This is a genomic window from Siminovitchia sediminis (assembly GCF_042680885.1).
In the GTDB taxonomy this organism is placed as follows: domain Bacteria; phylum Bacillota; class Bacilli; order Bacillales; family Bacillaceae_C; genus Siminovitchia; species Siminovitchia sediminis.
Window position 1 is genome coordinate 1 of sequence record NZ_JBHUEO010000013.1, and the last position, 13455, is coordinate 13455.

General features: G+C 44.8%; 13 protein-coding genes. 6 read left to right on the top strand and 7 right to left on the bottom strand.

The genetic code is table 11. The features are described from left to right. Positions 1–249 precede the first annotated feature (249 nt). Positions 250–801 (top strand): GNAT family N-acetyltransferase, encoded by a 552-nt coding sequence (locus tag ACFSCZ_RS06450; RefSeq protein ID WP_380772997.1) that lies wholly within the window; start codon positions 250–252, stop codon positions 799–801. A gap of 49 nt (positions 802–850) precedes the next feature. After that, the gene (locus ACFSCZ_RS06455) at positions 851–1276 is read left to right on the top strand and encodes a GNAT family N-acetyltransferase (RefSeq protein ID WP_380772999.1); all 426 of its coding nucleotides are present in this window, start codon (positions 851–853) and stop codon (positions 1274–1276) included. 148 nt (positions 1277–1424) lie between these two features. Here the strand turns inward: ACFSCZ_RS06455 and lipA are convergent, their stop codons facing one another. Next, the gene (gene lipA / locus ACFSCZ_RS06460) at positions 1425–2369 is read right to left on the bottom strand and encodes a lipoyl synthase (RefSeq protein ID WP_380773000.1); all 945 of its coding nucleotides are present in this window, start codon (positions 2367–2369) and stop codon (positions 1425–1427) included. Then, the gene (locus ACFSCZ_RS06465; protein ID WP_380773001.1) at positions 2356–3201 is read right to left on the bottom strand and encodes a lipoate--protein ligase family protein; all 846 of its coding nucleotides are present in this window, start codon (positions 3199–3201) and stop codon (positions 2356–2358) included. The genes lipA and ACFSCZ_RS06465 overlap by 14 nt, the downstream gene beginning before the upstream one ends. 162 nt (positions 3202–3363) lie before the next feature. Here ACFSCZ_RS06465 and ACFSCZ_RS06470 point away from each other — a divergent pair, with 162 nt between their 5' ends. Beyond that, positions 3364–3942, top strand: a complete 579-nt coding sequence (locus ACFSCZ_RS06470) for a superoxide dismutase family protein (protein WP_380773002.1) — start codon at positions 3364–3366, stop codon at positions 3940–3942. 560 nt (positions 3943–4502) lie between these two features. On the opposite strand, the gene ACFSCZ_RS06475 is transcribed toward ACFSCZ_RS06470, so the two are convergent. The 5 genes from ACFSCZ_RS06475 to ACFSCZ_RS06495 form a co-directional block, all read right to left on the bottom strand. Further along, positions 4503–5387 carry a metal ABC transporter permease gene (locus ACFSCZ_RS06475; protein ID WP_380773003.1) on the bottom strand — a complete coding sequence of 295 codons (885 nt, stop codon included), beginning with the start codon at positions 5385–5387 and terminating at the stop codon, positions 4503–4505. Further along, positions 5377–6687 (bottom strand): metal ABC transporter permease, encoded by a 1311-nt coding sequence (locus ACFSCZ_RS06480; RefSeq protein ID WP_380773004.1) that lies wholly within the window; start codon positions 6685–6687, stop codon positions 5377–5379. Before ACFSCZ_RS06480 ends, ACFSCZ_RS06475 begins: the two co-directional genes overlap by 11 nt. A gap of 17 nt (positions 6688–6704) precedes the next feature. Continuing rightward, entirely contained in the window at positions 6705–7454 is a 750-nt protein-coding gene (locus ACFSCZ_RS06485; protein WP_380773005.1) for a metal ABC transporter ATP-binding protein, read from the bottom strand. A 14-nt stretch (positions 7455–7468) separates the two neighbouring features. Further along, complete coding sequence (locus tag ACFSCZ_RS06490) at positions 7469–8401, bottom strand: metal ABC transporter solute-binding protein, Zn/Mn family (protein WP_380773006.1); 933 nt, start codon at positions 8399–8401, stop codon at positions 7469–7471. A 216-nt stretch (positions 8402–8617) separates the two neighbouring features. Next, positions 8618–9961 carry an APC family permease gene (locus tag ACFSCZ_RS06495; RefSeq protein ID WP_380773007.1) on the bottom strand — a complete coding sequence of 448 codons (1344 nt, stop codon included), beginning with the start codon at positions 9959–9961 and terminating at the stop codon, positions 8618–8620. A 245-nt stretch (positions 9962–10206) separates the two neighbouring features. On the opposite strand from ACFSCZ_RS06495, the gene ACFSCZ_RS06500 reads away from it, so the two are divergent. From ACFSCZ_RS06500 to ACFSCZ_RS06510, 3 genes are read left to right on the top strand one after another with little or no spacing between them, the layout of a single operon-like run. Then, positions 10207–11454, top strand: a complete 1248-nt coding sequence (locus tag ACFSCZ_RS06500; RefSeq protein WP_380773008.1) for a sigma-54 interaction domain-containing protein — start codon at positions 10207–10209, stop codon at positions 11452–11454. Then, the gene (locus tag ACFSCZ_RS06505) at positions 11451–12269 is read left to right on the top strand and encodes a carbon-nitrogen hydrolase family protein (RefSeq protein ID WP_380773010.1); all 819 of its coding nucleotides are present in this window, start codon (positions 11451–11453) and stop codon (positions 12267–12269) included. The genes ACFSCZ_RS06500 and ACFSCZ_RS06505 overlap by 4 nt, the downstream gene beginning before the upstream one ends. Positions 12270–12311: 42 nt before the next feature. Further along, positions 12312–13106 (top strand): carbon-nitrogen hydrolase family protein, encoded by a 795-nt coding sequence (locus ACFSCZ_RS06510; RefSeq protein ID WP_380773011.1) that lies wholly within the window; start codon positions 12312–12314, stop codon positions 13104–13106. Positions 13107–13455 lie beyond the last annotated feature (349 nt).

Consider the following 13455-nt stretch of genomic DNA (forward strand, 5'->3'; position numbering starts at 1 on the left):
CCTGAAAGTGGCGGGCATCCGCCAGCTGCTTTTAGGAAAAAAGCCCACAAATGCAAAATCAGGAGGAGAAAAACGATTCGGTTTTCTCCTCCTGATTTATTTTAGGGGCTATTTAGACAGCCCCATCTTTTTTGTTTATAAAAAAATCAGATGTTTTGTCTGAATATGCCGTCTCGTATATCATAAAATCACATGGATATTCCCTGTATCTGTGCATACGTTTTTGAAAAGATCAGGGGGGGAACCGGTATGTTTGTCCAAGTAGTAGATAAGGAGATTTATTTAAAGCTGGTTGACCAAAATGATGCCGCCCGGCTTTTTGAATTGACAGACCGGTCAAGGAAGTATTTGCGCGCATGGCTTCCCTGGCTGGATGATATAAATAGCGTCCATGACACGAGACGTTATATTACAGAGAGCCGGACCAGCTTTACCCAGCATAAAAGCATGAATACAGCTGTGGTTTATAAAGAAAAGGTTGTGGGCATTGCCGGCTTCAATGATTTTGACTGGAGCAACCGCTCGGGATCCGTCGGCTATTGGCTGGATCAGCATTATACAGGTAAAGGGATCATGATGCGTTCCGTCAGAGCACTTGTCCATTACGGCTTTACAGAATTAAAATTAAACAGGATAGAAATTAGGGCGGCAGTGGAAAATTACAGAAGCCGTTCCATTCCGGAGCGTCTTGGTTTTGTGATGGAGGGCCGCATCCGTGAGGCCGAATGGCTGTATGATCATTTTGTAGATCATATCGTTTATGGAATGCTTGCACGAGAATGGAAAATGCCCTCAGCCTGAGCGGACAACATTCAATAGACAGCTAGTTTCAAAGAAGGGGGACCCAGCGATGGAATGGACAAAAGATCAATTTACAATTAGTGACGAACGCAGCCGTTTAGATTTGGACATGGTGTGCCGTCTTCTTTGGGAAACATATTGGGCAGCCGACAGGCCGAGGGAGACGATTGAAAAAAGTATCGAACATTCGGTTTCCTTTGGGTTATACACGGATGGAAGACAAATCGGATATGCACGGGTGATTACTGACACAGTTGTTTTCTCCTGGCTGTTAGATTTTGTCATTGATGTTCCATACAGGGGACATGGCTTGGGGCAGTGGCTCCTGGACTGTATTTTAAATCACCCTGATATTCGAGAAACGAATATGAGCCTGGCCACAAAAGATGCCCACACATTTTATGAAAAATATGGATTTAAGCCAAATGAAACGATGAAAAGAATGAGTACGTTTAAGAAAGCTGTGACTTCATAAGAATTTTTGGGGGTATATCCGTCGGATCTTAATCATAACCCCCAAAAAAAACCGCACCCGTTTAAAGGGATGCGGCTTTTTCCTAGAAGGAGTTTTTTTTGGCTGTAAGAGCCAGTTGAATATATAAGGGTGTCGGGCTCTCGTATGTTTAAAAGGTAAAATCTGCCTCTTTGTTTTCCTGCTCTTCATAGCCCTTCATATATTTGATTCTTCTTTGGGCAGAAGCGGCATTGACCTGCTCGTCGGCGTGGTAAGATGAGCGAACGAGCGGTCCCGCTTCACAGTGACTGAATCCTTTGGATAATGCAATGTCTTTGAGCTCTGCAAATTCGTCCGGGTGGTAATAACGTTCTACCTTCAAATGTTTTTTCGTCGGCTGCAGATACTGGCCAATGGTCATGATGTCCACGTCATGTGCAAGCAGGTCATCCATAGTTTCCAAAATTTCTTCTTTTGTTTCTCCAAGACCGACCATAATGCTTGATTTGGTTGGAGTTTTAGGTGAAATTTCTTTTACGCGTTTTAACAATGTGAGAGACCGGTCATACATGGCCCGTGCACGGACACGGCGGGTTAAGCGCCGGACGGTTTCGATATTATGGTTAAAAATATCAGGAGCACTGGACATTAAGGTGGACAGGCTTTCGTAGTCACCTTTCATGTCAGACGGAAGGATTTCGATCGTACAGCCCGGATTCACTTCCCGGATTCTTCGCACGGTTTCTGCGAAAACTGCTGCACCGCCGTCTTTCAGGTCATCACGGGCTACAGCCGTAACAACCACATGCTGCAGTCCCATAATTTTGACAGATTCTGCTACGCGTGCAGGCTCTCCCCAATCCAATTCAGTGGGAAGGCCCGTTTTTACCGCGCAAAAGCGGCAGCCCCTTGTACACGTATCACCTAAAATCATGAATGTCGCTGTTTTTCGTTCACTCCAGCATTCGTGAATATTCGGGCATCTCGCTTCTTCACAGACCGTGTTTAAGCTTTTTTCCCGCATCAGCTTTTTCAGGCCTGTATAGGACTCATTCGTATTGATCTTGATTTTTAACCAATCTGGCTTTCTAACGTATTCTTCATTTTTTGCCATGAGCCAACACTCTCTTTCGATAATTTATATTCCAATCATCAGACCGGTATTTTGATTCTGCCAGTTCCTGTACCTCGGCCCATTGCTCTTTGGTCAGTTCAAACGGAACAAGTTCCAGGTTCAAAGCTTTTTCGAAGCCGGTTTGAAAAGCTTTTACAGCCATGTCATAGGTAACAGGGCGGCCGGCAGCTTCGTTGATGCTGATCGCTTTATTGGAAAAAACCGAACGTTTTCTTTCCCTTGTCTCTTCATCAGAGAACCGAAATAGATCAAACAGCATTTGTTGATCTATGGTGAATGGAAGAGACCCGTGCTGCAGCAGAACACCTTTTTTCCGAGTTTGGGCATGGCCTGAAATTTTTTTTCCATCCACAAGCATTTCATAATCAGACGGCCTTTCAAAACAGACGGCGGTCCGTTCTACAAAGCGCTCTTTTGGAATCGAGTAGTCTGCCTGAATACCCAATTGGTTAAACCCTTCCATAATCCCCTTGGATAATTCGTAATAGGCTTCCCGGACAGACTGGGATATGTACGGCTTGTCTTCTGAAACAATCACACTGTATGTTAATTCATCGTCATGTAACACGGCGCTTCCGCCTGTTTGGCGGCGAACAAACTGGCAGCCATGCCGCTTGACACCGTCCATATCGATCGTACGGTCTACTTTTTGAAAATGGCCGACGGAAAGGGTTGGCGTGGACCAGCCGTAAAAGCGTAAAACAGGAGGGATTTTCCCTTCACTGTGCCAGTTCAACAATGCTTCATCCATCGCCATATTGACCGCAGCGTCATCGTGGCCTGAGTGCAATAACCCCCATGTATCCTTCATTTGACCAACTCCTTACGGGATTCCGAAAACAACCCAATATTGATTTTATCTTAACGAACCCAAGAACATAAGTAAAGTTAGCCGCTTGGCTGACGGATGGGAGTATAAATCTGGAGCGGACCGCCCATACAGTTAATAACTTTTTCAAAAAGGAGGCATCTGATGTTGAGAAAAATGATCGTACCTGCAGTGCTGTTACTGTTATGGTTAGGCGCGTGCAGTGGAAATCAAGAATCGGCTGATCCGGAAAAACAAGATGAAGCGGCGCCAGTGAGTGCTGAAAAACCCATGAATATACAATTAATCAATACTGAAGGGAAAAAAGTGGGTGAGGCGGAGCTGTCAGAAACCCCGAGGGGCATCGCTATTCATGTGAAAGCGGAAGGACTAGAGCCGGGGAAAAAGGCCATACATATTCACGAAACAGGAAAATGTGAGCCGCCTGATTTTCAATCAGCCGGCAGCCATTTTAACCCTGCGGCAAAGGAGCATGGATTTCACAATCCAAAAGGATACCATGCAGGAGATTTGCCTAATATTGAAATATCATCTGAAGGAACGATTGATACGGTGATTAGAACAGCGGATGTAACATTGGAGCGTGGGAAACCGAATTCGTTATTGGACAAAGACGGCAGTGCCCTTGTCATTCATGCCGGAGCCGATGATTATGTGACCGATCCTGCTGGAAACGCCGGGGATCGGATCGTTTGCGGCGTAATTATGAAAGAAGGAAATTAAACCTGGAAACAACACTCCCCTGCAGGTCATGTATGAGGCCTCATCAAGGGGAGCTTTTTATGTCGTTACTTAAATTACTGTGAAGTACTGGATCAGCAGGAATTCGTTCGCTCAGGAATTGAATGTTTATGGAAGGTTTTTAGGAGAAGGTAAAATGAAAGGTGTACTGGTGTTATCGTTCCAGGTGAGGAAAAGTTGGCGTTGAAAGGTAACGTATCGTCGATCATCGTTCCCGAAATTAGGAGAACCCCGATTGATCTATCGTTATTCGTTCCCGAAGGTAGAACAACCTCGTTAAAAGGGAACGCATCCCTCCAAGTCTTATTTTGTAAAATGATTTTGGCTGGTTGTTTTGTCTATTTTGAATGTATCCCAGTGGGCGGCATGATGCATGATAAGCCCGGAAAGCGAGCCAGGCGTGATAAAACCTGGCTTCTTTCCTCAAATATCATAGCCTGTAGTCAATAGGAATACATCCGGCCGTCAGACATCCGTATGTTCCCCCGCAGCCGCCTATCCCCGAAAAAACCATTCAAATGTAGATGCTCTTCGTACTGTTTTTAACCACCGGACGACTGTACTTTCCTTTTGGCCAAACACTTCGACAGAAGGCCATGAACAGGTGAAAAAAGGAAGACAAGGGCAAAAATCCCTCCGGCTGTTACGGCCATGGCCCCGGCAATAGATACATTAAATGCCACGGCACCAAAGTAACCGATCACAGCACTTAGAGCGCCGATCAGTGCACTGAGCCACAGCATGACGTGCAGTTTATCCGTCAGCAAATAAGCTGTTGCACCGGGTACAATGAGCATGGCCACGACCAAAATGACCCCCACACTGTCAAAGGAAGCCACGGTTGTAAGGGAAACCATCCCCATCATCAAATAATGAATGAGGAGGACCGGAATCCCGATGGCAGCTGCCATCTGCGGGTCAAATGAAGAAATTTTAAATTCTTTATAAAATAAAGTAATGAGCAAGAGATTGAGAGACAATACGAATCCCAGCATCCAGACTGCTTTGGGACCCATATTTATTCCGTTCCAAGTCACCGTATCCCACGGGATAAACGTGATGTCGCCCATGAGAGCGTGATTCACATCCAAGTGAACGTTTCCGGCAAACATGGAGATCAGAATGACCCCGACTGCAAAGAGGGCGGTAAATACTACCCCAATGGCTGCATCGGATTGTACGCCGCTAGAGTGCAAAAGCTGAACAAAGAAGGCTGTCAGCAATCCGACAATCGTTGCCCCGATCAGCATATACACCCCGTTTATCGACTGACTGATAAGAAAAGCCAGCACAATGCCCAGCAAAACGGTATGACTGATGGCGTCTGCGAGCATGGCCATTTTCCGCAATATGAGGAAGCAACCGGTAATTCCGCATGTAATGCCAACCAATGAGCCGGTTAAAATGATCCACGCTTCATAACTCATTTGCAACGTTCCTTTCTTTTATACGTTGGGTACGATACATATATAAGGGTTCACGTCCGTATTGCCTAAGTTTTTCTTGCAGTTTCTCTTTTAACTGAGGGGATATTTTCTCCATATCAAACTGCTTATCTTCCATGTCCGGAAGGGCAAATTCACGTTCATGCATTAAATACACTTCATATAAGCGCTGATTCAATGTATGCTGATAGGCTGATTTGAGCCCGCCCTCTGTCAGAATCACGGATCCTTTTTCATGTTGTTTGATCAGCAGCTCCCGCTTCAGTTGTTTCATAGCCCATTGGAAAAAAACGGTTCCGAACGGCCTGCGCTTCATTAGTTTATCCAAAGGAACATCGCAGCTGTTCGTCTCTTCGTACAGCTCATACAATGATATTAATACGGCTTTTTTTGCCGTTTCTTTTTGGACTTGAATATGGTGCAGCATTTTGGCCAGGAGGCCTCTTCTCGGAGCCAATAACAGTGAGAATAGAAAAATCATCGTCTCTGCTACTACAATGATCGGACCTGTAGCCAATTTTTCGGCCTGTGTGCTGAGCAAGGTTCCGCAGACACCGGAGAACCCTCCCACTGCACCTGAAATGAAGATCATATGGCTGAGACGGTCAGTCCAGTATCTGGCTGCGATGGCAGGGGTGATAAGCATAGCTGACATAAGAACTACACCAACGGCCTGAATGCCGATCACGACAGCGCCGACGATCAGAACCATAAGAAGACCATTCATCCACTTGACCGGCATGCCAATCCCTTGAGCAAATTGCGGATCAAAGCTGAGTAACTTAAACTCCTTAAAAAATAACAATGTGATAAGAAGTAAAACCGCCCCTGTACCTGTAATGAATTGAACATCACTGCCTACGAGAGCCGCTGCCTTTCCAAAAATAAAGTCATTTAAGCCGCTTTTATTGCCTCCGGGAGCCTGCGTGATACGTGTCAGCAAGACAATGCCAAAACCGAAAAATACGGACAGCGTAAGGCCGATCGCCGTATCTTCTTTTATTCTTGACTGTTTGGAAATCAGTTGTATGAAATATGCAGCCAATAATCCGGCCAAGGCTGCGCCGGCCAAGAACAGCGGCATGGATTTTTCTCCATGCAAAATAAAAGCTATACAGACGCCGGGCAATGCCGCATGTGCCATGGCGTCTCCGATCAGGCTTTGCTTTCTTAGCAGTGCAAAACTGCCGAGAACACCGCTTGTAATTCCCAGCAGCATTGTGCCAAACAGTACCCACCGGGTATTGGCGTCTGTCAGCAAGGCGAACCATTCTTGTGCCATGGGGCGTCCCTCCTGTTTTAAGATTGGTTGATGGAAGCCGTGCCTTTTTCCAAAAAAGCCAGTCGGCTTCCGTACGTTTTTTGCAAGTTTTCGACGGTGAAAACCTCTTGGGTCGGGCCTGCTTCCAACAGGCGCTTATTAAGGAGCAATGTCCAATCAAAATACTCCGTCACTGTCTGTAAATCATGATGGACCACAAGGACTGTTTTTCCCTGGTTTTTTAACTCGTTCAAAATGGAAATAATCGCTTTTTCGGTAGCAGCATCTACACCGGCAAATGGTTCATCCATGAAGTAAACAGTGGCATCCTGTGCAAGGGCACGGGCCAGAAATACCCGCTGCTGCTGACCGCCGGACAATTGTCTGATTTGCCGTCCGGCATAGGCAGACATGCCGACTTTTTCCAGGCATTCTTCGGCATAGGCAATATCTTTTTTCGAAGGCCTTTTTATCCATCCTACATGCCCGTATCTTCCCATTAAAACAACGTCCAGCGCGTTCGTGGGGAAATCCCAGTCAACTTCTCCGCGCTGAGGAACATACCCGATTAATTTCCGCTGTTTTGAATAAGGTTTTCCGTAGATTTCCACATGTCCGCTCGCTTTTGGTACAAGCCCGAGAATTGATTTAATCAGTGTGGATTTTCCCGCACCATTCGGACCGATGATACTGATGAGTTTGCCTTCCGGCACTGCAAAGCTTACTTCGATAAGAACCGGTTTTTTATGATAGGCAACTGTGATATTTTCAACTCTCAGCGGTTCCATTCATTGGTACCTCCTTATTTTAAGGACTGTTGAATCGTCCGGATATTATGTTTAAACATGCCAATATACGTTCCCTCTTCAGTTCCTTCTTCTCCCATGGCATCAGAATACAATTCTCCTCCGATCACCACATCGTGGCCTTTTTCTTTGGCCCCTTCCACAACAGCATTGATGGATCTTTCGGAAATAGAACTTTCCACAAACACAGCCTTAATTTCACGCTCCACGAGCAGATTGACAATGTTCTGAACATCTTTAATGCCATATTCAGAGTCGGTGCTTAATCCTTGCAGTCCTTTGACCTCTATGTCATAGGCATTGCCGAAATAATGAAACGCATCATGGGCAGTGACTAATACCCGGCTTTGTTCCGGAATGTCTGCGAGCATCTCCTTGGCCCACTCATCCACTTCCGCCAATTCATTTTTGTAGCTGTCGCCGTTGGCGGCGTACTGATCGGCATGTTCCGGATCGACTTCACTTAACCCTTCAACCACTTCATCAACGGCATATTGCCAAAGCCCGGCGTCAAACCAAATATGCGGGTCATATGCATCTTTGCCCTCTTTAATCAGTTTCTCTTCCGGAACAGCATCGGACACTGCACGGACCGGCTTTTGGTCTTGCATCTTTTCTAGGATCTCTCCCATCTTACCTTCCAGGTGAAGACCATTGTAAAAAATAAGGTCGGCCTCGCTTAATTTCCCGATATCCTGTTGAGTGGCCTGGTATAGGTGAGGATCCGTTCCCGGTCCCATCAGACTGTCAGCTTCCACGTATTCTCCGCCGACATGATTGACAATATCACCGACTTGAGATGTAGTAGATGTCACCTTGATTTTTTTTCCTTCATCCGTTTGAGCCCCTGAGTCAGTTGCTGCTCCCGAGCAGGCAGTTATGACAGAGAAAGTCCATAAAACAGCCAGCCACATCAATAATTTTTTCATCAATAGTCTCCTTTCAAAAAATGGATTGTTGATTTATAAACATTCCTTTGGCAGCAAAAGTTGCCTTAGGCAAATATAGTTTACCTACCGCATAATTAAATCATATGCAAGATAAAGTTTGTCGTCAACAATAAATTTGACCTCACGCAACTTTTTGTTAAAAAAATAAAAAGCTGCCTGAAAAACCGGTGGTTTTTCAAACAGCCTTTGTTTCTATTAATCGGCTTCTTCAAACTTCATCTCAGGAGGCTCTTTCTTAAATCCCTTTGTCATGATCAGAAGGTAAATAAACCCGATGGCAGCCCAGATGGAACCGAGCGTTAACGCGTGGATATCCAAGTTGGTAAACAGCCAGACATTTAAGGCTGTTCCAATGAGAGGCAGCACCAAGTAGAGAATCAGATCCTTCCCGTGCCGTTTTTTCCCTCTCACATAATAATGGCCGATCACTGACAGGTTAACAAACGTAAAGGTGATAAATGCTCCAAAGTTAATAAAAGAAGTCGATGTGGATACATTCATTGCCAAGGCAATTAAACCAATCATCCCAATGACAATGATATTGCCGATGGGTGTACGGAATGAACGGTGTAAAAGTCCGAATAATTTCCTTGGCAGGACATTATCCCTTCCCATTGCAAAGAGAAGACGAGATGCGCTCGCCTGAGCGGAAAGCCCTGATGCAAATTGGGCTGTAATCATTCCGGCAAGGAATATAGCGCTGAACAGATTGCCTCCAATAAACTGGGCAATTTCCAATCCGGCAGTGTCATAATTTTCAAATTGAGTATGATCAGGAAATATTAAATATACAAAGTAGGAAACGATAACAAAAATTGCTCCGCCTATCAAAGCAATGAGAAAGATTGCCCGTGGCAATGTTTTTTCGGGACTGACCGTTTCCTCGGAAAGAGTAGTGACTGCATCAAATCCCAAGAAAGAGTAACAGGCAATGGAAGCTCCTGCCAAGACAAGCGAAAATGCCATATCCTCGTTGAAGAAAGGCGTTGCTGTGAAAAATGTGCCCATGCCTTCACCTTGGGACAAACTGACAACCGATAAAATAATGAATAGGCCGATCACCAAAAACTGAAAAAGCATCATAATAAAGTTGATCGTCGTTGTTACACGTATTCCTATAATGTTAATGGCTGAAGTGATGATAATAAAGGCCAAAATCCAAACCCATGTGTCAATAGCCGGAAAAGCAGCATGTAAATAAACGCTTCCAATCAGCCAAATAACCATTGGCAAAAAGACATAATCGAGTATGACTGCCCAACCAACCATAAAACCCAAGTGTGGATTAATAGATTTCCGTGTAAAAGTATAAGCGGAACCAGAAATTGGGTAGGCCTTTACCATCTGTCCGTAACTGTATGCGGTGAACAGCATGGCCACCATGGCTACGAGATAGGCGGTTGCTACTACACCTCCGGTTTCATCAGCTAGTACACCGTAGATACCGAATACAATCATCGGCGTCATATAGGCAAGGCCGAAGAGCACGACTGGCCAAAGGGTTAAAGTACGTTTTAAAGACTGAGAGCTCTGTTCCAATTTGTACATCCTTTCATCATTAAGCTTGTATATTATTCTATTGCAATAATCATGCCAAAGTAATTTCCGGCTGAAATAAAGGGAAGTGCAGTATGATACAATTATTTTAATGATTTTTTTCATTAAAATAAAATAGGAATCATCAAAAGCGCTTGCATAACACAAGGTAAATGAAATATAATGAATTTATTCATTAATAATGATATTTATCATTGTATTATTTCCCTTGTAAAGGAGGTTAAACCATGTTGGAGTACGCCGTCATTTTTATGAACAAGGAACACCAAATTGTGCGTATCGATGGAGATATGGAGAAGGTATTAGGCTCTTCACTGTCTCTTCAGACAGGAGTTCACCTCTATCAGATTGACTGGGATCGTGTTTTGGAGGACGGTGCTCCCTCTTTGGCCAAGGGAACTCATGTATCAAGACTCCGTTCAGGAGACTGGGTATCCTTTTTTACATTAGATTTTCCTGAAACAAGTAAGAAAATTTCCTATTTCATTATTATTACTCGGTTAACGGCAGGTTTTCAGGGGGAAGACGGAATGCTTGCTCCAGGAACATTAGGGCAAATACCGGCTAAATCCGAATCAATGAAAAAAATCATTGATATTATTCATCGGATCTCAGAAGTGGATTCCACAGTGCTGTTATTAGGTGAAACCGGAGTGGGAAAAACAAGGCTTGCCCGTTATATTCATGAAGTGAGCTCCCGCTCTAAGCAGCCGTTCATTACTGTGAATTGCGGTGCAATCCCTGACAGCCTAATTGAATCTGAATTATTTGGCTATGAACCGGGTGCTTTTACCGGAGGGAGAAGCAAAGGGAAGAAAGGGCTGATAGAATCAGCTGATGGTGGTATTCTGTTTTTAGACGAAATAGCAGAACTGCCTTTTTCTGTGCAGTCCAAGCTGTTGGAAGTATTGCAGGAACACACGTTTCGGAAAGTAGGCGGTACGAAAAGCATAAAGGTGGATATCCGGATTATCGCGGCGACGAATAAGGATTTGCAGCAAATGGTTCTGGATAAGACCTTCCGTGAAGACTTGTATTATCGTCTTCATGTTGTTCCGCTCACCATCCCGCCACTCAGGGAACGCAGAGAGGAGATTATTCCACTGGCCGAGCATTTTGTTCAGAAATTCAACAAGCAATATGGGCGGCAATTCTCTTTGTCTTCACAGGCAAAAGCCCGTCTGTTGGAAGACCCTTGGCGAGGAAATATCCGGGAATTAGAGAATACCATTGAGCGGATGGTTGTAACGCAGTCTGAGGAATTGGGACAAAGCGAAGATCACCCGCCATTCGAAGCGGCAGAACAGCTTCCCCCGCTTAAAGAAGCCAAAAGGAAACTGGAAAAAGACCTGATATTACGTGCATATGAACGATATGGAACCACCTATAAAGCGGCGGAAGTTTTACAGGTGGACCAGTCCACTATTGCAAAGAAAGTGAAGCAGTATCGGGAGGAAGAGAGGTTGAAACCATGAGCACCATCCACATTGCCCTGGCGCAGCTGAGATGTGAATTGGGGAACAAAGAGACGAACCTGTTGCGTATTCTCCAAAGCCTGGAAGAGGCAAGCGATAAAGGAGCGGATTATGTTCTGTTTCCCGAGCTGTATCTAACCGGTTACGTCATGGATCAACAACTGCCGCAGCTGGCTGAACCTGCAGATGGACCAAGTATACAGAAGATCAGAAAAAAAGCCGGGGAATGCCATGTAGGAGCAATTGTCGGTTTTCCGGAACTGGATGGCGATGCCATGTATAATACTGCCTTGTTCATCGGGAAAGATGGGGACATTATCGGGAAATACCGAAAAGTTCATTTGTATCACCGTGAAAAGGACTGGTTTGCTCCAGGGGATTCATTCCCTGTATTTTCACTTCCGGAAGGGGACATCGGTCTGCTGGTTACGTATGATATGGAATTTCCTGAATCAGCGAGGCTTCTGTCGATCAAGGGAGCGCAGCTTTTGCTGGTTTTGGCAGCGAATATGGTGCCTTACCAGCACTTTCAGGATACTTTTATCAAGGCGCGGGCATTGGAAAACCATGTATATACAGCATTGGCGAATATGGTTGGGCTGGACAATGAAAATATTTTCTTTGGAGAAAGCCAGGTCGTCCATCCTGACGGCAGAGAAGTATACAAAGGGACAAATAATGAGGAGGTTCCTGTCATTCCTATTGATTTATCCCATACGAACCCCGAAAAGGAAGTGCTGGATTACCTTCATAATCGCCGTACAGCTGTATATGAAGCAGAAGGGTTCAATAAAAATACGGAGAAGCTTTTTTGATGGCATGAAACTTGCATAATTATGAAGTGAGGAGGGATGATCGTGAAAACGATTAAAGTTTCTGTAGCACAATTAACACCGAAGTTAGGGGACATACAGCATAACCTTCAACTGATTTCGGATGCCATGATCCAGGCGAAGAAAGATCAGGCGGATCTGATCGTGTTCCCCGAATTGTTTTTATCTGGTTATTCCGTTGGTCCGCAATTAGAACAGCTGGCTGAAACCGAAGAGGGCCCGGGCATGACTGAGATCAGAAAGTTAAGCTTGGAGCATGGGCTATACACGGCGGTTAGTTATCCGGAAAAGGGGGAAAATGGCCAATACTATATTTCCTCTGCCCTGATTGATGACAACGGTGAGATACTGGGCATTTATCGGAAAACACATTTGTTTGATGAGGAGAAAAAATATTTTTCACAAGGGTCCGATTTTAAAGTCATTGATACACCTTTGGGTAAAATTGGAATGATGATCTGCTTTGATGTAGAATTTCCGGAAATTGCCCGTGCACTCAAATTGCAGGGAGCGGATTTCATCGTGATCGTCAACGCAAACATGCATCCATATGAACTGCATCACCATCTGTATTCCCGCGCTCGGGCCATGGAAAATGAAATCCCGGTGATCATCTGTAACCGCCTTGGGGTAGAAGGAGATTTAGATTTTTGCGGTGACAGTATGATTATCGATGCTACTGGGGACATCCTTTTGGAAATGAAAGACCATGAGGGTGTAAAAACAGCGGAAATGCCTGTCAACCAAGGGCTTGATCCTAAAATGAACTACGTGGCTAATCGGAGAGCGGAGCTGTATTCTGTACTTTCCAAATCATAGAACGGAAACCCGGCGGTTATGCCGGGCTTTTTTTATTGGGAGGATGTATCAAACGTTTGATTAGACAGGCAGAACTTGATGTAATCTTGTTCCTAATGGATTAGTGGAGCGGGAAATTTTTCAATCAAACGTTTGATTAAGAGGATTTAGCAGGAAAGAGAGTGTAAAGCACGGTTTTAAAATTATAGGAGCATTTGCACGTCTTTCGGACTTTTTAGAAATTCAAGGAGCCTGAATGTCAGGATTTACTGTTACTCCGTCTCTATGAAGTGTTCATCGCTTCGAATGACGAGCATGATCTATTGATTGGTTGTGTAGAGTTGTTCATGACTGCCCACTTTCTGGTTTT